This is a genomic window from Mesorhizobium sp. M0983 (assembly GCF_040318975.1).
In the GTDB taxonomy this organism is placed as follows: Bacteria; Pseudomonadota; Alphaproteobacteria; order Rhizobiales; family Rhizobiaceae; genus Mesorhizobium.
In genome coordinates this window covers 15,987-36,780 of record NZ_JAMYNH010000015.1, presented here as the reverse complement: position 1 = coordinate 36,780, position 20,794 = coordinate 15,987, and the positions used below count along the sequence as shown (strand labels likewise).

Here is a 20,794-nt window from a genome sequence, read left to right as displayed (position 1 = left end):
AGCTGTCACTACAGATAAATTCTAGTGACATGATATACAAGCCAAGAAACGTTGATTTTGTTTCGTTTTCAAGCCGCAATGGCCATTTTGGCCGGGGCTTGTGGCCCTACGAGCACAGGAGCCGCCGCCAATGGGACACCGGCAAACTGGCCGGCGACAGGAATGTCCCGACCGGCCGACAGCAGCTTCTGTCCCTGAATTTGAAGGCCAAAGCATGCCGCGCGCGGCAACAAGGAGGGTGGCGTCGCTCATCGTCCTCTCCAATCCTTCAATGTCCATAAGAATACTAGACTTAACCCCGAGCACAGGAAATTCACTTTCAATTGTTCGGCCGTTCGCAGCATGGATTTGCCGGTGACCGGGCCAAAACGGAAAATTCTTGTTTGCGGCTGATGGCGCAATCACCGGTCGCCCCAACGGACAGCGAAGCCAGAGGCGAGGTGGAGCCAAGAAGGCAATTGAGGTGCTGCGCCATTGTTCAAAGCAGCGACGCAGCGGAGACCCGAGGATCGATGCCGCTATACTGACCAATGAATGCAGATCCAATAGTGCGCGCCATTCCGTCTCTGTTTCGGCTGACCTGACCGTCAACAGACCTTAGGCCGAGGCCCGCTGCCGCCATATCCGCCTTCGCGCCGCGCCACTGACGGCTTTTTTCTAACAAGACGGCAATGGTTGGAAGGATTTAACTCTACAAGCCTTATAGACTTAGCTGACTATGAGGGAGCGATCCGATTTTTCTCTTTTCAAGGAGCCTTTCATGTCCACTATTTCGCGACGCGTCGTTCTCCTGTCCTCGGCGGCTCTGGCTGGTGCCGGCTTTCTCGGCCCAGCCCATGCGAAGGACCTCAAGATCACTATCGGCTACCAGACGGTCGTCGAACCCTCGAAGGTGCCGCAGGCCGACGGCGCCTATGAGAGCGCGACCAAGGCGGCAATCGACTGGCGGAAATTTGATTCCGGCGCCGACGTGATCGCCGCCGTCGCTTCCGGTTCGGTCGACATCGGTTATGTCGGCTCGAGCCCGCTGGCGGCGGCGGCGAGCCGCGAGCTTCCCATCCAGACCATCTTCATTGTCGGGCTGATCGGCGAATCCGAGGCCCTTGTCGCCCGCAACGGCGCCGGCATCGAGAAGGTCGCCGACCTTGCCGGCAAGAAGGTGGCGGTACCCTTCGTCTCGACGACGCATTACAGCCTGCTTGCGGCGCTGAAGCATGAGGGTGTCGAGCCGAAGTCGGTCGATATTCTCAATCTGCGGCCACCGGAGATCGCGGCGGCATGGGCGCGCGGCGACATCGACGCCGCCTATGTCTGGGATCCGGCACTCGGCCAGATCAAGACGTCGGGCAAGGTCGTGCTGGATTCCTCGCAGGTCGCCGCCTGGGGCGCGCCGACTTTCGACGCCTGGATCGTGCGCACCGACTTCGCCGAAAGGAACCCGGAGGCGGTGCGCGACTTCGTCAAAGTGACGGGCGCTGCCTATGCCGAATTCCTGGCCAAGCCGGATCAATGGTCGGTGTCCTCGCCGCAAGCGGCCAAGATCGCCAGGATCACCGGGGCCAAGCTCGAAGACGTGCCGCAACTGCTGAGGGGCTATGTCTTCCCGACGCTCGAGGAGCAGGCCTCGGACAAGTTCCTCGGTGGCGGCACGGTCAAGGCAGTCGAGGCGACGTCGGCCTTCCTCAAGGAGCAGGGCAAGATCGACGCCGTGCTGCCGGATTATTCGAAATACGTGTCGTCGAAATATGTCGGCGAGGCGCTTGCCTCGAATTAGCGACCGCTCAATGCGCGCGTCCTCCCTTCCCTGACGCGCGCGTTGCCTGCAGATTCAGAATATCGGCGACGCCACATGACGCATCTCCTGCTCGACAAAGTCTCGATTCATTATGAAGGCCAGCCGGCGCCGGCCGTCGAACGCGTGTCGATTGACGTCGCCAAGGATGACTTCGTTGTCCTGGTCGGCCGCTCCGGCTGCGGCAAGACCTCGCTGCTCAATGTCGCTGCGGGCCTGGTCGAGCCTGTGCGCGGCAGCGCCACGGTAGGCGGCAGGCCGATCACGGCGCCAGGCTCGGACCGCGCCGTCGTGTTCCAGAACGACGCGCTGTTTCCGTGGCTGACCGCGCGGGAAAATGTCGCCTTTGCGCTCAGGCTGCGCGGCGTCGGGCCAAGTGAACGGGCGCGGCGCGCCGATGCGCTGCTGGCGCTGGTGAAGCTCGACGGTGCCGGCGACAAGCGCATCTGGGAGCTTTCCGGGGGCATGCGCCAGCGCGTCGGCCTGGCCCGGGCGCTGGCGGCCGAGCCGCAATTCCTGCTGCTCGACGAGCCGCTGGGCGCGCTCGATGCGCTGACACGGGAACGCATGCAAACAACGCTGCTCGATCTGTGGACGGCAAGCAATGTCGGCGTGCTGATGGTGACGCACGGCATCGAGGAAGCGCTGGTGCTCGCAACCCGCATCATTGTGCTGGCTCCCGACCCTGGGCGGGTGGTGCGGAGTTTCGAAACCGGCTTCAGCCGGCGCTATGCAGCCGGCGAGGCCATTCGCAGCATCAAGGCCGATCCCGCCTTCGCCGCGGCGCGCGGCGAGCTGACCGATGCGATCTTCGAAGGAGAGGCAGCATGACCGTTACCTCCTATACCGAGCGGCCGCAGCGCTCCAAGGCCGACGACGGAGCCGACGCGCTGTCCGTGCCATGGTCGCGGTCGCGGCCGAGACGCAGCCGCGTTTCGGCCCGCATGGTCAGCGCGATCACTGTTCTGGTGGTGCTGGCGGCGTGGGCACTGTCGGCCCGCCTGCAATTGGTGTCGCCGGTTTTCCTGCCGTCGCCCGTGGCAGTCTGGAACAAATTTGTCGTCGTCGCCCGTGACGGCTTTGTCGACGCGACGCTGCTCCAGCATATCGCCGCCAGTCTGTGGCGGGTATTTGCAGCGCTGATCGCGGCCGTTTTCGTCGGCGTTCCCATCGGGCTGGCTATCGGCATCAGCATCATAGGGCGCGGCATCTTCGATCCGCTGCTCGAATTGCTGCGGCCGATCCCGCCGCTGGCCTATCTGCCACTAATCATTATCTGGTTCGGCATTGGCGAGCCGTCCAAGATCCTGGTGATTGCCATCGCCATGCTGGCGCCGGTCGCGCTGTCGACGGCATCGGGTGTTCGCGGCGTCTCGCAGGAACGCATCAATGCGGCACGCGCGCTTGGCGCGACCCGCACGCAGCTTGTCCGGCACGTGATCCTACCCAGCGCACTGCCCTCGATCCTGACCGGCCTGCGCATCGCGCTTGGCGCCGGCTGGTCGACGCTGGTTGCCGCCGAGCTGGTGGCGGCGACGCGCGGGCTCGGCTTCATGATCCAGTCCGCCGCCCAGTTCCTCGTCACCGACGTGGTGGTGATGGGCATACTGGTGATCGCGGCCATTGCCTTCGTGCTCGAATTCATCATCCGCAGGATCGAGCGGGTGCTCGTCCCGTGGGCGGGGCGGGAGTGACCGGATCGGAGACGTGACGATGCCCCATTCCACCGCTGTGCTGCTTGCGCGTTTCGGCCATTGGCTCCGCCTGATCAAGGCCGGAGACAAACAGCCGCCTGAGGACGAACGCAAAGCGCCGACGCCGGTGCATCTGGACGCGGAGCGCAACCGCTTACCGCCGCGCGACGAAAGTTTCTACTGGGGCTGGCAATACTGGTCGCGGTGACCGGCCGCCACAGGTCCGCTGTGCGCTGCTCTGGCGGGAGCCTGAGGATCGACGCCTGCTCAAACGCGCGAACGGTTCGCCCAGGCCAGGCCGGCCAAGCCAACCAGCGCGGTGACGATGCCGACATAGAGCCATTGCGACTGGCCGGTCATGAAGCTGCCGCCGATAAGGCCGATGCCTTGCAATGACCACAGCACGCCGATGGCGAGCACAATCAACGCCAGCAGATTTTTGATCAATCTCATTGCTAAAACTCCTTTCCAAGTCGATCATCGGCCGCGCTCCTGCCGGAATGGAACAGCGAAAGAAGCGGCCCGGTCAGGCCAACTTCTACTTAGATGCAAATCTCTGATCTTGTGCAAGACGTGCTGAGGTCGATGCGAAGATCATCAAAGAAGCTGTGCCTTGCTGCGGAAACTCTCTGACAAATTGTTTCGCACCGACTCCAAACGTGTAACATTGTCATGGAACCGACAGATCATTGCCGCATTTGCTGCCTCATTCGCCTCTAACCGCTGCGGGTCTGTCAACGGAGCCAGTCCCCAACACATGAACAAAAGCAACCAGACCGCGCTTGCCGCGGCCATGATCGCGGCTGGCCTGATGGTCGGCGCATCCACTGCCAGCGCCGCCGCTCAGTGCGGCCGTGCCTCCTGGTACTCACTGCATTCCAGAACCGCTTCCGGCGAACGCATGAACCCGTCGGCGCTGACCGCAGCGCATCGCAGCCTGCCGTTCGGCACCAAGCTGAAGGTGACCAACCGCAACAATGGCCGCAGCGTCGTCGTGCGGATCAACGATCGCGGCCCGTTTATCAGGGGCCGCGTGCTCGATCTGTCGAAGGGCGCCGCCAGCCAGCTCGGCTTCATCAGCTCGGGCCATACCGCCGTCTGCATGGCACGCGTCTAACAGTCAGAGCGCCAGGCCGGACACCTCCTCCGACGATCGCACCGATAGGCGTACCCTTGGCTACGCCTTCGCAGGTGCACATTGAGCCGGCTGTTGCCGTTGAAGGCGGATTCCCAACATCTTGGACGAAAGAATGAGCATAAATCACGCAAGTTGACGTATTGCATCGCAGCAAATTGTTGCTAACCTCCCGCAAGACAAGGCTCGGCGCTGCTCGTCGGCCCTTCGATCGCAGTCGGCAGCGGGGTTCTCGATGTTCTACCAGCTTTACGAACTGAACCATGCCGCCTTGCAGCCGGCCCGCCTCTATGCCGATGCGGTGCGCCTGTTCTACTCCAATCCGCTCAATCCGGTTTCACACACGTCCTGGGGCCGCTCGGTCGCGGCAACGGCCGAATTGTTCGAACGCACGACACGCCGCTACGGCAAGCCGCAATTCGGCCTGACCAAGACCGTGGTCGACTGGAAAACCGTCGAGGTCAGCGAACGCACCGTCTGGTCGCGGCCGTTCTGCAATCTGGTCCGTTTCGAGCGGGCTGTCCCGGCCGGGCGCCGGCCGGATCCGAAGCTGTTAATCGTCGCACCGATGTCGGGCCACTATGCGACGCTGTTGCGCGGCACGGCCGAGGCGATGCTGCCCTATGCGGACGTGCATATCACCGACTGGGTCGACGCCCGGATGGTGCCGCTTGCCGACGGCAGCTTCGACCTCGACGACTATGTCGACTACATTGTCGACATGCTGCATGCGCTGGGACCCGACACCCACGTGATGGCGGTGTGCCAGCCGTCGGTGCCGGTGCTGGCGGCGGTGGCGCTGATGGAAGCCAAGGGCGATCCTTTCGTGCCCTCGACGATGACGCTGATGGGCGGCCCGATCGACACGCGCCGCAACCCGACGGCGGTCAATTTGCTGGCCCAGGAAAAGGGCATCGACTGGTTCCGCGACAACGTCATCATGCGCGCGCCCTGGCCGGTGCCGGGCTTCGGCCGCGAGGTCTATCCCGGTTTCCTGCAGCTTTCGGGTTTCATGAGCATGAACCTGGATCGCCACATCATCGCCCACAAAGACTTCTTCATGCACCTGGTGAAGCATGACGGCGACAATGCCGAGAAGCACCGGGAATTCTATGACGAATACCTGGCGGTGATGGATCTGACGGCAGAATTCTACCTGCAGACCGTCGATACCGTCTTCGTCCGCCAGGCCTTGCCCAAGGGCGAAATGACGCATCGCGGTGTGGCGGTCGACCCTTCGGCGATCCGCAATGTCGCCCTGTTCACCGTCGAGGGCGAGAACGACGACATCTCCGGCCTTGGCCAGACCAAGGCGGCGCACGACCTCTGCATCAACATTCCGGCCGACAGGCACGCCCATTACATGCAGCCGGCGGTCGGCCATTACGGTGTGTTCAACGGCTCGCGCTTCCGCTCCGAAATCGTGCCGCGCATCGTCGATTTCATTACCAGCTACGGCCGCCAGAACCGTGTTGCGGTGAAGCCCAAGCTGGTCAGGACCGGCAAGAAATAGGCGACCAGCGATGATGCCCGTCAATCCGCATCAGGTCGGTCAATGCCAAAATCATCGGTTGGCGGGGCCGTGCGGCCGGTCGACCTGTTGCACAATAGTCGCGTTGGCGCCACGCAGGTAACCATGCCGCAAAAATCAATCCATCCTCATAATTGACACCGACTGTAAATACCCCTTAACGTTTCGTTAACAACAAGGGACAAGCGGGGACAATGATTTCCTCACCAATGGCGAGAACGCTACGCCTGTGCGCGCTGGCTGGACTTACTGTGGCGGCAGGTTGGGCCAGTTCGGCCTCGGCAGCCAGCCCGATGATAACAGGTGGTCCGACGTCGCAGCCGATCGGCCATTATGATTTCTGCAAGACCTACCCGTCGGAATGCTCGATCCGCCCGAAGGATCTGTCGCCCGCCAGCATGACCGGCTCGCTGTGGCGCAAGCTGCTCAGCGTCACGGTAAAGGTCAACGCCGCCGTCAAGCCTGAGAGCGACTTCGACATCTACGGCAAGGACGAGGTCTGGGCCTATCCCGACAAGGGTGTCGGCGACTGCGAGGACTATGTCCTGGAAAAGCGCCGTGAGCTGAACCGGCTGGGCGTCTCGTTTGCCGATCTGCTGATGACCGTCGTGCGCAAGCCGGATGGCGAAGGCCACGCCGTGCTGACGGTGCGCACCGACAAGGGCGACTACATCCTCGACAATCTGACCGACCAGGTCCGTTCCTGGGACCAGACCGGCTATCGTTTCCTCAAGCGGCAGGCGATCGACAATACCGGCCGTTGGGTCTCGATCCGCGGCGGCCAGCAGGTTCTGGTCGGCTCGGTCCAGTAACAAAGCAACTCATTTCGGCCGGTTCAGCGCGGCGCGGAGCGACGCAATGATGCGGCGAAGCTCGGCTTCGTCGAGCTTTTCGATGTTGTCGGCCAGGAGATTGGCAAGCTCGGTCGCCGCCGGGCTAAGGCCGGACGTGTCGAGCCTGACGCGCGGATGCGAGGTTTGGGCCAACCGCGCCAGTTCCTCGGCGTCGTCCCAAATGATGTTGAAATAGCCGATGATCTTCTGGATCAGCGTCCAGCTCGGCGCACCGCGGCGGCCGTGTTCGAGCGCCGAGAGATAGGCTGCGCTGACGCCGATCGCCTTGGCCATGTCCTTCTGGGTGACGCCGCGCTCGTTTCGCAGCACGCGAAGCTTTTCGCCGAACGGGGTCACGAGCACATCCTCATTGGCGCATCCTCATGGGCGCATCCTCAAGAGCGCGCCCGCCGCAGACGGACGTAAAGCGCGCCCGAGCCGCCATGATTGCGGGCGGCATGGTCGTGGCTGGAGACAAGGGGCCGGAAGGCGGGCGTCGACAGCCATGACGGCACGGCGCGTCGCAAGACGCCGTCGCCGCCCGACGAAGAGCCCTTGCCGGTGATTACCAGGACATAGCGGATGCCGCCGGCATGCGCCCGGTGCAGGAAGGAAAACAGCAGCGAATAGGCTTCGTCCTGGGTCAGGCCATGCAGGTCGACGCGGCCCTCGATCGGCAGCCGGCCCTTCGACAGCTTGTCCAGCGTCGGTTCGTCGAGTGCGTGGGAAACATGCTGCGCCTTCGGTTTCGCGACCGCGGCAGCATTGCCCGCGACCTGTGCCGGCGGCGGCACCTGCCTGGTTTCGTCGATCTCCGGCCCAAGCTTGGGAATATCGACGGCGATCTTGCCCTTCAGCGGCTTTGCCGTGCGCGCCACCAGGTTCCACAGGACCCGGTCGTCCTCGCTCAGCCTGTCGATGCGCCGGGTCATCGGTCTGCTCCTGAAACCAGCGGCCGGGGGATCAGCGCATAAAAATCGGCGGCGTTGCGGATAACGCCGGCGATCTCGCCGGCCGCATCGCCCGACCCAGCGAACAGATCGCCGCGGGCCGGCCCGATGATCGCTGAGCCGGTGTCCTGTGCGATCATCAGCCGCCGGAACGGTTTTTCGTCGAAGGCGGTCAGCGACGGCGCATCGATATGGAAGGGCGTGCCGAACGTGTGCAGCAGCCGGTCGACGGCGATCGAGCGGCAGGGTGTCAGCGGCACCTTGGCGGCAGCGACCGGGCCGAGCTCCGGGTCGTCGACGCCCATCTCGCGGAAGAAGATGTAGGAGCGGTTGCGCCAAAGGATCTCGTCGACGCGCTCCGGACGCGCCTTGAGCCAGGCACGGATCGACTGCATCGTCACTTTTTCCAGCGGGATCTCGCCTTCGTCGCTCAGGATCTTGCCCGGTCCGGTAAAGCGCTGGCCGGATTTGGCGGCATAGGTGACGCGGCAAAGCTCCCCGTCGGTCATGTTGAGCCGCGCCGCGCCCTGCACGTGGATGAAGAAGGCATCGACCTTGTCGGCGAGCCAGGCGATTTCCAGGCCTTGTCCAGCGAGCGCGCCGCGTTCGATCTCGCCGCGGTCGAAATATTCGACCGGGTCGTTCGGCGCCGCACGAGCGAAGGCAAGATAAGGATCCATGCCGGAAGGACGATTGCCATCGTCGATGTCGACAAGGTCGGCCGGGCGGGTTAGCAACGGCACCGAAAATCGTCGCGTGCGCACCGGCGAGGCGTCGACCTCCGGCTCGTAGAAGCCGGTGACGAGGCCTGGGCCGCCGTTTTCCGCCCCTATATGGGCCGGCACAAAGTAGCGCTCGAAGAAGCTTCGGGCCTCCAACCGATTCGCCGGCGAAACGGTGCGCGCTGCGGCATAGGCTTCGGCAAAGGCGCCGAAATCGACGCCGAGCGCGCCGGAGCGGTAGGGTTTCGTCAGGACATGAAAGGCCGAGCGGCGAAAGGCGTCAAAGGCAGGGAGTTGGTCGTCCTCGTCCCAGCCCGGCAATTCGCCAAAGGACTTTTCGCTGAAGACTCGAGAAAGCGACACGACAGCCCCCGCCGCCGTCCAGTTCAGTCTTCTTCTTCGGTGGCGACGAGCTTCCAGTTCGGATCGCGCGAGCGCGCGTCACGAGCGAAGGTCCAGACGTCCTTGACCTCGGCGACGGTCTCGGGATCGCCGTCAATGACGGCGCCGGCCTTGTCGCGGGTCGCTGAAATCAGTTCGCTGACAATGCGCAGCGTGATGTGCGCCTCGCTGCCCTTCATCTCGGCCGAAACGATGTCGGCCTTGTCGATGCCGACGAAGGAGGACTGGATTTTTTCGGCTTTTGCCTCGCGGTCGCCGATGGCCGCGACAAAGCCGTCATAGACCTCGCGCGACAAAAGGTTCTTCAAGGTTTTGCGGTCGCCATCGGCGTAGGCCATGACGATCATCTCATAGGCCATCTTGGCGCCGTCGACGAAGGTCTTCGGGTCGAAGGTCGGATCATTGTCCTTGATCGCCCGCAGGCCCCGGTTGAGATCTGTGTCGGGCTTGGCAAAGGCGTCGATCGCCGTATAGGCATCGGCCGCCGGCTCTCCCGCCAGCCGCTTGCGCGGCAGCGAAACCACGTTCTCGGGTTTCTGGGCGGCATCCTTGTCGTTCTTGCGCCCTGCCGTATATGGATCGAAGGGCGGGCGTTCGTTGCCCGTGCGTCGGCCAAGCACGTTGCGCAGCTGGAAGAAGATCACCACCGCCGCAATCAGAAAGAAAATTGTGCCGAAGTCGAAGAAGCCCATATCTTGCGCCAATCAATCCCTGCTTTGGCCGGACCAGCGGCCAAGCAAGGGCCGCGATCACATAGCGTTCAGTATCCAAAGCATATAGAACGCATGGCGCAATCATTCAAATCAAAGGCAGCCATACCTATCTAACAGCTCTGGTGCCAGCGGCGATTGCTCGCCGGCCGGCAAAACATCGAAACGATCGGTCAAGATTTGCGTATCTCGCTGCTTCCCCTGTTTGTTCTTGCGCTTCCCCTGCTGGAGATAGCCGGTTTCGTCATTGTCGGCCGCCAGATCGGCGCGCTGGCGACGGTCGGGCTGGTGCTGGCCTCGAGCGTCGCCGGCGCCTTGCTCCTTCGACACCAGGGTTTTGGCGTCATGGCCAGGGTCCGTGCCGAAATGGATGCCGGCCACGATCCGAGCCGCCAGCTTGCGCACGGCGCCATGATCGTTCTGGCCGCGATCCTTTTGATCATCCCCGGCTTCATCTCGGATATTTTCGGCATTCTACTGTTCCTGCCACCGGTGCGCGATCTTGCCTGGCGGATGCTGAAAGGCCGCATCGTGCTGGCCACCGATTTCGGCGTTGGTTTGCGGGCAAGGCAACGCGGCAAGACCATCGATCTCGACGACGGCGACTATTCGCGCGCCGACGACCATGCGCGCGGGCCTGACTCTCCCTGGCGCCGCCTCAAGGACGAGTAGCCGCAAGGCAACCGGCGTCTTTTGCAAACTTGTCTTGTCGTGCCGGCCATGATAGCGAACGCCCGAATTTCAATCCGGTCAGCAACGCTGCCCAGGCAAAAGGATCACAGCTTATGGCCAGCAACGACGACGCCCCGACCGGCGCAGCCAACGGTAGTGGAAATGCGGAGCAGCCTTCGCTCAACGTGCTTGCGCAATATGTGAAGGACCTGTCCTTCGAAAGCCCCGGCGCGCCAAACTCGCTGCGCGGCCGCGACAAGGCCCCCGGCATCGCCATCAACGTCAACGTCAACGCCAACCCGCTTTCGGACAAGCAGTTCGACGTCAATTTGACGCTGAATGCCAAGGCATCGTTCGACCAGGAAGTGCTGTTCAATGTCGAACTGGTCTATGGCGGCGTCTTCTCCATCAGCGGCTTCCCGCAGGAGCACATGCTGCCGATACTGTTCATCGAATGCCCGCGGCTGCTGTTCCCGTTCGCCAGGCAGATCATTGCCGAGGCAACGCGCAATGGCGGCTTCCCGCCGCTGATGCTCGACCCGATCGATTTCGCGCAGATGTTCCAGCAGAAGCTGGCCGAGGACCAGGCCGCCGCCAAGGTCAAGGTGAGCTGAAGGCGTTTGTGTCTCGATAGCGTTTGAGAAACCCGGCCTTGCGCCGGGTTTTTTTATGAGCCGCTGGCGGGACAGTGCCCCCTCTGGCCTTCCGGCCATCTCCCCCTTAAGTGGGGAGATCGGAACTTCACGTCAGCCTTCGCCAATCCTTCATCGTCGCAGGAATGAGCGAGGCGCTGGGACTGCCAATCTTTCCCACTGAGGGGGAGATGCCAAGTGGTGGCTAAAAGGGCAGGACAGAGGGGGCGACGGATCACTCCGCTCAAAATCACTATGCCGCGGAACTCGCTTCCCGGCCGATGCGCAGCCAAAGCGCCTTTTCGCCGAGGCTGCCAACCATGCCCGCGTGTGCTGCGCGCTCGGCATCGGTCAGGCGCGAGGGCAAGGCGATGGGCCTGACGCCGATCGAAATGTCGATATCGTCGACATTCTGTCGTCCGCCCGCCGGCGTCATGATGCTGTCGAGGATGAGGCTGGCCTGCTTGCCGCCGATAAGCTCGATATAGACCTCGGCCAGCAATTCAGAATCGAGCAACGCGCCATGCTTGGTGCGACGGCCATTGTCGATGCCATAGCGGCGGCAGAGCGCGTCGAGCGAATTGGGACCCATTGGATGCTTGCGGCGCGCCAGCGCCAGCGTGTCGACGATCCGTCCCGGATCGATGGCCGGATGACCAAGCCGGCCGAATTCGAGGTTGAGGAAGCCGATGTCGAAGCCGGCATTATGGGCGACCAGCTTGGCGCCGTCGATGAAGGCCAGGAACTCCTCGGCGATCTCCATGAAAGTCGGCTTGCCCTGAAGATCGGCGGCGCTGATGCCGTGCACGGCCTGCGCCTCGTGATGAATCGGGCGGCCTTGTGGGTTGATGTATTTGTGGAAGGTGCGGCCGGTCGGAAAGCGGTTGACCAGCTCGATGCCGCCAAGCTCGATGACGCGGTCCTCGCGCGTGTCGAGGCCGGTGGTTTCCGTATCGAAGATGATCTCACGCATCGAATCAGTCCATTGGTTCCGCGTCATTCTAGCCGAATCACACCCGGAACAAAATGGCAACAAGTAATGTGGGCTGCAAGCCTCTTAACCCGGACTGGCTGCTTTATCCCCGACTAGTTCGGCGACGATCGCATTGACAGCCGCGCGGGCGGCGTCAAAGCCCTGGCCGGTGTCGACGACGAAGTCGGCGCGCCGGCGCTTTTCGGCGTCGGGAACCTGCCTGGCCAGGATCGACGCAAACTTTTCCTCGCTCATGCCCGGGCGCGCCAGCACGCGGGCGCGCTGGATCTCGGCCGACGCGGTGACGACCACAACCTTGTCGACGCGATCGCGGCCGCCGGTCTCGAACAGCAGCGGTATATCGAGCACGGCAAGTGGCGCGCCGGCGGCACGATTTTGCGCCAGAAAGGCATCGGCGTCGGCACGGACCAGCGGATGGATGATCGCTTCCAGCCGTTTCAGCGCGGCGGCATCGCCGAGCACCCGTTCGGCCAACTTTGTGCGATCGACCGCACCGGATCGGGTGGTCCCGGGAAAGACCGCCTCGACCATGGGGGCGGCCTTGCCGGCATAGAGGCGATGCACCGCCTCGTCGGAATCATGGACCGGCACGCCGGCCTCGGCAAACATCTTTGCCGTGGTCGACTTGCCCATGCCGATCGATCCGGTGAGGCCGAGCACGATCATGGCTTCGCGCCGATATCGGCAATGATCATTTGCCGCAGTTCGGCGGTGACCTGCGGCCTGGTGCCGAACCAGCGCTCGAAGCCGGGCACCGCCTGGTGCAGCAGCATGCCGAGCCCATCGACGGTCTTGAGGCCGCGCGCGCTGGCTGCGGCGAGCAACGGCGTTTCCAGCGGAACATAAACGATGTCGGTGACGATGGCGCGGTCGGGCAGTCTGCCCGGATCGGCGGACAGGCCTTCATTGCCATGCATGCCGAGCGCTGACGTGTTGACCAGCAGGCCGGCATCTTCGAGCAACTCGCCGGTCGCCGCCATGCCATGGGCGGAGACGCCGGCACCGAAGCGGTCGCGCAGCTCCTGCGCCCTCGCAAGCGTCCGGTTTACGATGCGGATATCGTTGACGCCGCGTTGCTTCAGCGCATGGATGACCGCGCGAGCGGCACCGCCGGCACCGAGCACAACGGCCGGGCCGTCGGCCGCCCAACCCGATGCATACTCGTCCAGATTGGCGGCAAAGCCATGGGCATCGGTATTGCCGCCCCACAATTCGCCATCCTCAAACCACAGTGTGTTGACCGCACCGATTTGTTCGGCCGCGTCGTCGTGGCGCGCCGCCAATGCGAAGGCGGCCTCCTTGTGCGGGATGGTGACGTTGCCGCCGCTATAGCCTTGTGCCTGCAGCGTTTGCAGGAATTCGGCAAACGCTTCTGGCGCAACGTCAATGGCCTCGTAGACGCCGTCGATGCCGTATTTCGCCAGCCAGTAGCCGTGGATCTTCGGTGACCTGGAATGGCCGATCGGGTGGCCGGTGACGAAGGCTTTTTTCGAGGCCTCAGCCATCGATCGCCCCGAGCTCACGCAGCTTGGCCAGCACCGGCAAAAGCGGCAGGCCAACAATGGTGAAGTAGTCGCCCTCGATCTTTTCGAACAGCTGGATGCCCTCGCCTTCGATCTGGTAGGCACCAACGCTGGACAACGCCTTGGCGCCGACGCGCGCCAGATGGCGGCCGATGAAGGCCGGATCGAGCTTGCGCATGGTCAGGCTGGCGATGCCGACATGCCGCCACAGAACCTGGCCGTCACGGGCCAGCACGACGGCACTGTTGAGCTGATGCGTCTTGCCCGACAACGCCAGCAGATGACGGCGCGCGCCTTCCATGTCGGCCGGCTTGTGGAACAGCTCGTCGCCGAGCGACAGCGTCTGGTCGCAGCCGAGCACCAGGGCGCCGGGCTTGCGCTCACTGACTTCGGTGGCCTTGGCCTCGGCAAGCACCAGGGCGACGTCCTCCGGCGACACGCCACTATTTTGCAGCGGCGCCTCCAGCGCACGTTCGTCGACAGAAGCCGGAACCGCTTCGACCACAACGCCGGCATTGACAAGCAGCGCCTTGCGGAACGGGCTGCCCGAGGCAAGGATGATTTTTTCGGCCATTTTTTTCGCCCGTTTTCTGGCGCTCACTAGGGTGTGTCGAGATTCAGGTCAGGCCGCGCCGAGAGTGGTGGCTTCCGAGAACCGGAGCGGAGTGTACTTAAAGTACGTGAGCACCGGAAGCGCAGGAAGCCGCCGTTTGTAGGCCGGCATCACCTGAATATCACACGCCCTAGCGCGTCTTGCCGCGCAGGGCAACGATAGCCGCCGCCGTCTCCTCGATCGAACGGCGGCTGACATCGATCATCGGCCAGCCATGCCGTGTGCAGATCTGGCGGGCGTAGGCGAGTTCTTCGGCGATCGCGGCGCGGTCGACGTAATCGGTCGGCTCGTAGGCGCTGTTGCCGAGAACGCGGTTCTGCCGGACCTGGGAGATGCGCTCGGCAGTGGCGATCAGGCCGACGATCAGTGGCCTCCTGGCGTAGACCAGGCTTTCCGGCACCGGCACGCCGAGCACGATCGGGATGTTGGCGGTCTTGATGCCGCGATTGGCGAGATAGATGCTGGTCGGCGTCTTCGAGGTGCGTGAGATGCCGACAAGCACGATGTCGGCATCATCCATATTGGCCGGCAGCTGGCCGTCATCATGCTCCATGGTGAAATTGAGCGCGTCGATGCGGCGAAAATATTCGGCGTCCAGCACATGCTGGGCGCCGACGCGGCGGCCGGCCGGCGTGCCGAGATAGGACTGGAACACCGTCAGCACCGGCTCCAGTACCGAGACGCAAGGCAGGCCCATCGCCGCGCAGCGTTCATCGATGCCACGGGCAAGCTTCTGGTCGACGACGGTGTAGAGGATGATGCCCGGCTCCTCCTCGATGTCCTCGAACACTTTCGTCACCTGTTTTTCGGTGCGGATGAGCGGGTAGATGTGTTCGATGGCGCGCGCATCCTTGTATTGCGCGGAAGCGGCGCGGCCGGCGGCCAGCAGCGTTTCGCCGGTGGCGTCGGAAATCAGGTGAAGGTGAAAGAAGCTCTGCGGTTTGTTCACAGGATACATTCCAGGCTGTGGGCCGATGTGGATAAGCCGGGCGGAAAACTCGGCCACCGCCAAGCGACTGTATCAGATGCCGGTTTGTCCACAATTCGATGTGCTGTCGGCTTCTTCGGGCGGTTGGGGACAAGTCCGGGGACGGAGCTTTTTGCCTTCGCTTCATCCACAAGGGCAAGTTCCTTGGCCTGGCGGCAACGCATTGACTCCAGTCGGAAATTCCCGGCTTTCCACAAAGTCCTGCAATCCCGTTGGAGAAGCGCGCGACAATATGCTGGCTGGTCTTTTCCAGGGCAAAGCGGGACAGGAGACAACCACCACAACCAACAGACTCTTAGAATCATAAGATTCCTAAAAATAGAATATTTAATTATAGGGAAGCCTGGAAAGGCGAGCGCTCAATGCCTCAAGACCGGATCGTGCTGGACGTGTTGAGAGGCAAGGCAGCGTTTCCGCCGCCGCTCTGGATTATGCGCCAAGCCGGCCGCTATCTGCCGGAATACCGGGAGACGAGGAGACGGGCCGGATCGTTCCTCGATCTTTGCTACGACCCGGATCTCGCCGTCGAAGTGACGCTGCAGCCGATCGAACGCTTCGGCTTCGACGCATCGATCCTGTTTTCCGATATCCTTGTCGTGCCGCATGCGCTCGGCCGCGACGTGCGCTTCGAGGAAGGACGCGGCCCGCTGTTGACGCCGATCTCGGCTGCGGAGATCGAGGCTCTCGACGGCGAAACGTTTCACGTGAATCTCGAGCCGGTCTACGAGACGGTGCGGCGATTGCGCGCCAGACTGCCTGATGAAACGACGCTGATCGGCTTCTGCGGTGCGCCCTGGACGGTGGCGACCTACATGATTGCCGGCCACGGTACGCCCGACCAGGCGCCGGCCAGGCTGTTCGCCTATCGCGAGCCGGCGGCCTTTCTTCGGCTCCTGAAAGTGCTCGCCGATCATTCGGCTGCCTATCTGATCCGGCAGATCGAAGCCGGCGCCGACGTGGTGCAGATCTTTGATTCGTGGTCCGGCGTGCTCGACGAAGCGTCTTTCGAGTTGTTCTGCGTCCGGCCGGTGGCCGAGATTGTCCGGCAGGTGAAGGCTGTCCATCCCGACGTTCCGATCATCGGCTTTCCCAAAGGCGCCGGAGATCACTACCGGAGCTATCGCCAGACGACCGGCGTGACCGGGCTGGGCCTCGACTGGACCGTGCCATTGTCGACTGCGAAGGAATTGCAGCGTGACGGCGCCGTGCAAGGCAATCTCGATCCGCTGCGGCTGGTGGCCGGCGGCAAGGCGCTTGCCGACGGCGTGGGGGCGATCCTGAAGGTGCTAGGGGACCGGCCGCTGATCTTCAACCTCGGCCACGGCATCACGCCGGAGACGCCGCTCGCGCATGTCGAGCAGATGGTCAAACTGGTGCGGAGCGCGTCGTGACGATGATGGGCGCAGACAATGCGAACAGCACGAACAGCGGTAGCGGGGCGACGCGCCGCGCGGCAATCGCGATCGCCATTTTCCTCGTGCTGGCCGGGCTGCTGTTTCTCTTCGGGCCCGATGATTTCTATCCCTGGGCAAAGGCGATCCATGTGATTGCCGTCATCTCCTGGATGGCGGGCATGCTCTATCTGCCGCGCTTGCTGGTCTATCATGCCGATGCCGAAAAAGGCTCCGTCCAGTCGGAGACCTTCAAGGTAATGGAGCGCCGCCTGCTGCGCGGCATCATCAATCCGGCGATGGTGATTACCTGGGCGTTCGGCCTGTGGCTCGCCTGGAAAGGCTTTGGTTTTCAAGGCGGCTGGCTGCATGCCAAGATCGCTGCGGTGGTGGGTCTGTCGGCCGTGCATGGCTATTTCGCCGGCGCCGTCCGGAAATTTGCCGAAGACCGCAATGAAAAACCGGCAAGGCACTGGCGGATCGTCAATGAGATCCCCACATTGCTGATGGTCGTCATCGTCGTCCTGGTTATCGTGAAACCATTCTGACGTATTCGGTGCCAGCAAAAGGCGGCTTGCTCTTTCACCCGACCGACGATAAAAGACGGGTCTTCCTTCCCGTCATGCGCCGCCCGTCATCGCTTTCGGCCGCGCCCGGCATTTGTCGCATCCCGCCGATATTTTTCCCAAAGCTCATTCAGAGTCCGTCCATGCAAGAAATGAAACTCACCGAGTTCAAGAACAAGAAACCACCAGAGTTGATCGCCTATGCGGAATCGCTCGAGGTCGAGAACGCCAGCGTCATGCGCAAGCAGGAGCTGATGTTCGCGATCCTGAAGAAGCTGGCGGCACAGGATATCGAGATCATCGGCGACGGCGTCGTCGAAGTGCTGCAGGACGGCTTTGGCTTTCTGCGCTCGGCCAACGCAAATTATCTGCCAGGTCCCGACGACATCTATATTTCACCCTCGCAGATCCGGCGGTTTTCGCTGAAGACCGGCGATACGGTTGAAGGCCCTATCCGCAGCCCGAAAGAGGGCGAGCGCTATTTCGCGCTGCTCAAGGTCAACACAATCAATTTCGACGATCCGGAAAAAATCCGCCACAAGATCCACTTTGACAACCTGACGCCGCTCTATCCGACCAAGCGGCTGAAGATGGAGATCGACAATCCGACCACCAAGGACATCTCGCCGCGCGTGATCGACCTGGTCGCGCCGATCGGCAAGGGGCAGCGTGCGTTGATCAATGCGCAGCCGCGCACCGGCAAGACGGTTCTCATGCAGAACATCGCCCACTCTATCACCGCCAACCATCCGGAATGCTATCTGATCGTGCTTCTGATCGACGAGCGGCCGGAGGAGGTTACCGACATGCAGCGCTCGGTGAAGGGCGAGGTGATCTCGTCGACCTTCGACGAGCCGGCGGTACGCCATGTCCAGGTTGCCGAGATGGTGATCGAAAAGGCCAAGCGCCTGGTCGAGCACGGTCGCGACGTGGTGATCCTGCTGGATTCGATCACGCGTCTCGGTCGCGCCTACAACACCGTCGTGCCGTCATCCGGCAAGGTGCTGACCGGCGGTGTCGACGCGAACGCGCTGCAGCGGCCGAAGCGCTTCTTCGGCGCCGCCCGCAACATCGAGGAAGGCGGCTCGCTGACCATCATCGCCACCGCGCTGATCGACACCGGCAGCCGCATGGACGAAGTCATCTTCGAAGAGTTCAAGGGCACCGGCAACTGCGAAATCCAGCTCGACCGCAAGGTGGCCGACAAGCGCATCTATCCGGCCATGGACATATTGAAGTCCGGCACCCGCAAGGAAGACCTGCTGGTTTCCAAGCAGGATCTGCAGAAGATCTTCGTGCTGCGCCGCATCCTGGCGCCGATGGGAACTACCGATGCCATCGAGTTCCTGATCGACAAGCTCAAGCAGACCAAGACGAATGCGGACTTCTTCGATTCGATGAATACGTAGGGTTGGGGGCTGGGCCGTTGCCTTCGTCATCCTCGGGCTTGGCCCGAGGATCCATGCCGTGAGCTCTACCGGAGAAAGCAGCGGAGCAGAATTTGCGCCGTTGCAGCGCGCGAAAGTCACGGCATGGATCCTATGGTCTGCGCTGCGTCGCTTCGCTCCTTGCTTCGCCATAGGATTACGAATCCTATCTTCGGCGCAATAACCCTTCCAGCTCTTCAGCTTTCGTTACCACCGGCAGGCAGACCTGCCCCGTGCACAGCCAGGCGCCGGGCTCGGCCGTTGGCGGCAGGACGCCGCCCGGCAAGGCCGGCAGATTTGTCGCCGAGCCAACAGGCACGACGATGTCCACCCGACGTGGGTCCGGATTTCGATTCGCAACCGGGACAAGCCTTGGATTCTCGGGTTTATCCACGATCACCAGTTTCAGCGGTTCGAGCGCCAGGGCACAGGCATTGACGATTCCTGCCTGGCCATAGGGCTGGTGCTCCGCCCGCCCGGCCGCATGCTCGGCGACTGTCCAGGCTTTTTCCCAGAGTTCGAGATCGCGGGTCAGCGACGACAATCGGACCATGGCTTCGATGATCTGCCCAGTGGCGGAAGGAATGGCCTCGTCGACATCGCCGCGGATGCGGATCGGCACATCCGTGCTGTTCGATGCGGTCAGATAGTAGCCGGTCTTGTCGCTGTCCCGGTGCCAGAGATCGAGTTGCTCAATGAAGTTCCCGGCGCGATCGATATAGTCGGGATTGCCGGTCGCCTCGAACAGCGAGACCGCCGCATTGGTCATGGCGGCATAGTCGCTCGAAAGAGCCGGGAACAGCCTCTTTGCGCCGAGCATGGAATGCGACAGACGGTTATCGCGCCCGGCAGCCGCAATGGCGGCAAAGGCCGCTGCCGCCGCTACGATCCAGTCGGATCGGCCAAGCGATCGCCCGGCCTCTGCAAGCGCTGCGATCATCAAGCCGTTCCAGTCGGTCAGTGCCTTGCCGTCACGCCCTGGCCGGATGCGCTGTGCCCTCGCCGCGAGCAATTTTTCTTTCAGCGGGACGAGCTGTTGGCGGTCGATCACACTTTGCGTCTGCTGGGCTTCTGTCTGGCGGATGATCGGCTTGCCCTCCCAGCCATGCGGGTCGGCAAGTGTGAAGTAGTTGAAAAACAATGCTGATTCGTCATCAAGGGCAAGCTCGACCTCATCCTTGCTCCAGGTATAGAACAGCCCTTCTTCCCCTTCGCTGTCGGCATCGAGACTGGCAGCGAAGGCACCGCCCTCGACCCGCATTTCGCGCAACAGCCAGGCAATCGTCTCTTCGATTCGCAACCGGAACAATTCCTTGCCAGTTGACGCATAGGCCCAATTGCACAGCCGGACGAGTTGGGCATTGTCGTAGAGCATCTTTTCGAAATGCGGCACCAGCCATTCGGCGTCGGTCGAGTAGCGACTGAGGCCACCGCCGACATGGTCGTAGATGCCGCCGGCCAGCATCTTTTCGAGGCTGAGGAGAACGGCGTCACGATGGGCTGCGGTGCTGTCGCGCAGCCAGGACAGCCAGAGGCTCTGCATGAACGGCGCGTTGGGGAATTTGGGTGCGCCGCGCAGGCCGCCCAGCTCGCGGTCGATCATGCCGTCAATGCCGTTGGCGAGCTTCGCTAGCGTGTCGCTGTCGAGTACGGCCTTGGCATGGCTGCCCGCCAGCCGCGCCTCGACATGCGTAGTCAAACCGTCGGCGCTTTGGTTAACGCTTTCTTTCTTCTCCCGCCAAGCCTTGTCGACCGCCTCCAGCACCTGGACGAAGCCCGGGCGCCCGTAGCGGGCTTCGCGAGGGAAGTATGTGCCGCCCCAGAACGGCTTGCCGTCCGGCGTCAGGAACATGGTCAGCGGCCATCCGCCCTGCTCGCCCATCGAGGACAGCGCCGCCATGTAGATCTGGTCGATGTCGGGGCGCTCCTCGCGGTCGACCTTGATATTGACGAAGAGACGGTTCATGACGGCGGCGACGCCGTCGTTCTCGAAGCTCTCATGCGCCATGACGTGGCACCAGTGGCAGGCAGCGTAGCCGACTGACAGCAGGATCGGACGCTGCAGCGCCTGTGCTTCGGCCAGAGCGGCAGGCGACCATGGCCGCCAGTGCACCGGATTGCCGCTGTGCTGCTGCAGATAGGGACTGGCCTCTTCGGCAAGCAGGTTTTGTGCAGGCAATGTCACGGCGCAACTCGATGGTGGATTGAACAGGCATAGC

At 62.7% G+C, this 20,794-nt stretch carries 23 protein-coding genes; 12 read left to right on the top strand and 11 right to left on the bottom strand.

What is annotated here, in order from left to right; genetic code table 11:
• The first annotated feature begins 760 nt into the window (after positions 1 to 760).
• The 4 genes from tauA (at position 761) to NKH71_RS23720 (ending at position 3,694) form a co-directional block, all read left to right on the top strand.
• A complete protein-coding gene (gene tauA / locus NKH71_RS23735; RefSeq protein ID WP_352481339.1) occupies positions 761 to 1,774 on the top strand; it encodes a taurine ABC transporter substrate-binding protein in 1,014 nt (337 codons plus the stop codon).
• A 75-nt stretch (positions 1,775 to 1,849) separates the two neighbouring features.
• Entirely contained in the window at positions 1,850 to 2,623 is a 774-nt protein-coding gene (locus NKH71_RS23730; RefSeq protein WP_352481338.1) for a taurine ABC transporter ATP-binding protein, read from the top strand.
• On the top strand, positions 2,620 to 3,486 hold the full coding sequence (locus NKH71_RS23725) for an ABC transporter permease subunit (protein WP_352481337.1): 867 nt from the start codon (positions 2,620 to 2,622) through the stop codon (positions 3,484 to 3,486). Before NKH71_RS23730 ends, NKH71_RS23725 begins: the two co-directional genes overlap by 4 nt.
• A 19-nt stretch (positions 3,487 to 3,505) precedes the next feature.
• On the top strand, positions 3,506 to 3,694 hold the full coding sequence (locus NKH71_RS23720; protein WP_023718773.1) for a hypothetical protein: 189 nt from the start codon (positions 3,506 to 3,508) through the stop codon (positions 3,692 to 3,694).
• Positions 3,695 to 3,753: 59 nt separating this feature from the next.
• On the opposite strand, the gene NKH71_RS23715 is transcribed toward NKH71_RS23720, so the two are convergent.
• Positions 3,754 to 3,939, bottom strand: coding sequence for a hypothetical protein (locus NKH71_RS23715; RefSeq protein ID WP_023718772.1), 186 nt, complete (start codon positions 3,937 to 3,939; stop codon positions 3,754 to 3,756).
• Positions 3,940 to 4,243: 304 nt separating this feature from the next.
• On the opposite strand from NKH71_RS23715, the gene NKH71_RS23710 reads away from it, so the two are divergent.
• The 3 genes from NKH71_RS23710 (at position 4,244) to NKH71_RS23700 (ending at position 6,964) form a co-directional block, all read left to right on the top strand.
• Positions 4,244 to 4,603 carry a septal ring lytic transglycosylase RlpA family protein gene (locus tag NKH71_RS23710; RefSeq protein WP_352481336.1) on the top strand — a complete coding sequence of 120 codons (360 nt, stop codon included), beginning with the start codon at positions 4,244 to 4,246 and terminating at the stop codon, positions 4,601 to 4,603.
• 253 nt (positions 4,604 to 4,856) lie between these two features.
• Complete coding sequence (locus NKH71_RS23705; protein ID WP_352481335.1) at positions 4,857 to 6,134, top strand: polyhydroxyalkanoate depolymerase; 1,278 nt, start codon at positions 4,857 to 4,859, stop codon at positions 6,132 to 6,134.
• 212 nt (positions 6,135 to 6,346) lie between these two features.
• Positions 6,347 to 6,964, top strand: coding sequence for a transglutaminase-like cysteine peptidase (locus NKH71_RS23700; RefSeq protein ID WP_023718769.1), 618 nt, complete (start codon positions 6,347 to 6,349; stop codon positions 6,962 to 6,964).
• A 9-nt stretch (positions 6,965 to 6,973) separates the two neighbouring features.
• On the opposite strand, the gene NKH71_RS23695 is transcribed toward NKH71_RS23700, so the two are convergent.
• From NKH71_RS23695 to NKH71_RS23680, 4 genes are read right to left on the bottom strand one after another with little or no spacing between them, the layout of a single operon-like run.
• On the bottom strand, positions 6,974 to 7,342 hold the full coding sequence (locus NKH71_RS23695; RefSeq protein ID WP_352495417.1) for a helix-turn-helix domain-containing protein: 369 nt from the start codon (positions 7,340 to 7,342) through the stop codon (positions 6,974 to 6,976).
• Between the two features lie 38 nt (positions 7,343 to 7,380).
• Positions 7,381 to 7,917, bottom strand: coding sequence for a Smr/MutS family protein (locus tag NKH71_RS23690; RefSeq protein ID WP_352481333.1), 537 nt, complete (start codon positions 7,915 to 7,917; stop codon positions 7,381 to 7,383).
• Complete coding sequence (mltA, locus tag NKH71_RS23685; RefSeq protein WP_352481332.1) at positions 7,914 to 9,020, bottom strand: murein transglycosylase A; 1,107 nt, start codon at positions 9,018 to 9,020, stop codon at positions 7,914 to 7,916. The genes NKH71_RS23690 and mltA overlap by 4 nt, the downstream gene beginning before the upstream one ends.
• Positions 9,021 to 9,043: 23 nt before the next feature.
• A complete protein-coding gene (locus tag NKH71_RS23680) occupies positions 9,044 to 9,751 on the bottom strand; it encodes a Tim44/TimA family putative adaptor protein (protein WP_023718765.1) in 708 nt (235 codons plus the stop codon).
• Between the two features lie 198 nt (positions 9,752 to 9,949).
• Here NKH71_RS23680 and NKH71_RS23675 point away from each other — a divergent pair, with 198 nt between their 5' ends.
• Both NKH71_RS23675 and secB read left to right on the top strand, forming a co-directional pair.
• Positions 9,950 to 10,441 (top strand): FxsA family protein, encoded by a 492-nt coding sequence (locus NKH71_RS23675; RefSeq protein WP_023718764.1) that lies wholly within the window; start codon positions 9,950 to 9,952, stop codon positions 10,439 to 10,441.
• Positions 10,442 to 10,554: 113 nt separating this feature from the next.
• A complete protein-coding gene (secB, locus tag NKH71_RS23670) occupies positions 10,555 to 11,055 on the top strand; it encodes a protein-export chaperone SecB (RefSeq protein WP_352895360.1) in 501 nt (166 codons plus the stop codon).
• 271 nt (positions 11,056 to 11,326) lie between these two features.
• On the opposite strand, the gene dnaQ is transcribed toward secB, so the two are convergent.
• The 5 genes from dnaQ to NKH71_RS23645 form a co-directional block, all read right to left on the bottom strand.
• Positions 11,327 to 12,046, bottom strand: a complete 720-nt coding sequence (gene dnaQ / locus NKH71_RS23665) for a DNA polymerase III subunit epsilon (RefSeq protein WP_023718762.1) — start codon at positions 12,044 to 12,046, stop codon at positions 11,327 to 11,329.
• 84 nt (positions 12,047 to 12,130) lie between these two features.
• Positions 12,131 to 12,733: a dephospho-CoA kinase gene (gene coaE / locus NKH71_RS23660; protein WP_352592217.1), complete on the bottom strand. Its 603-nt coding sequence runs from the start codon at positions 12,731 to 12,733 to the stop codon at positions 12,131 to 12,133.
• Positions 12,730 to 13,572 (bottom strand): shikimate dehydrogenase, encoded by an 843-nt coding sequence (locus NKH71_RS23655; RefSeq protein ID WP_352789137.1) that lies wholly within the window; start codon positions 13,570 to 13,572, stop codon positions 12,730 to 12,732. Before NKH71_RS23655 ends, coaE begins: the two co-directional genes overlap by 4 nt.
• On the bottom strand, positions 13,565 to 14,164 hold the full coding sequence (locus NKH71_RS23650) for a Maf-like protein (RefSeq protein WP_023718759.1): 600 nt from the start codon (positions 14,162 to 14,164) through the stop codon (positions 13,565 to 13,567). Before NKH71_RS23650 ends, NKH71_RS23655 begins: the two co-directional genes overlap by 8 nt.
• A gap of 169 nt (positions 14,165 to 14,333) precedes the next feature.
• Complete coding sequence (locus tag NKH71_RS23645) at positions 14,334 to 15,152, bottom strand: pyruvate, water dikinase regulatory protein (RefSeq protein ID WP_023718758.1); 819 nt, start codon at positions 15,150 to 15,152, stop codon at positions 14,334 to 14,336.
• Between the two features lie 401 nt (positions 15,153 to 15,553).
• Between NKH71_RS23645 and hemE the strand changes: the two genes are divergently transcribed.
• From hemE to rho, 3 genes are all read left to right on the top strand, one after another.
• Positions 15,554 to 16,582, top strand: a complete 1,029-nt coding sequence (gene hemE, locus NKH71_RS23640) for a uroporphyrinogen decarboxylase (protein WP_352481328.1) — start codon at positions 15,554 to 15,556, stop codon at positions 16,580 to 16,582.
• A gap of 5 nt (positions 16,583 to 16,587) precedes the next feature.
• Complete coding sequence (gene hemJ / locus NKH71_RS23635) at positions 16,588 to 17,130, top strand: protoporphyrinogen oxidase HemJ (protein WP_084642637.1); 543 nt, start codon at positions 16,588 to 16,590, stop codon at positions 17,128 to 17,130.
• A gap of 161 nt (positions 17,131 to 17,291) precedes the next feature.
• Entirely contained in the window at positions 17,292 to 18,557 is a 1,266-nt protein-coding gene (gene rho / locus NKH71_RS23630) for a transcription termination factor Rho (protein ID WP_023718755.1), read from the top strand.
• A 184-nt stretch (positions 18,558 to 18,741) separates the two neighbouring features.
• Here the strand turns inward: rho and NKH71_RS23625 are convergent, their stop codons facing one another.
• The gene (locus NKH71_RS23625) at positions 18,742 to 20,760 is read right to left on the bottom strand and encodes a thioredoxin domain-containing protein (protein WP_352789140.1); all 2,019 of its coding nucleotides are present in this window, start codon (positions 20,758 to 20,760) and stop codon (positions 18,742 to 18,744) included.
• Between the last annotated feature and the right edge of the window lie 34 nt (positions 20,761 to 20,794).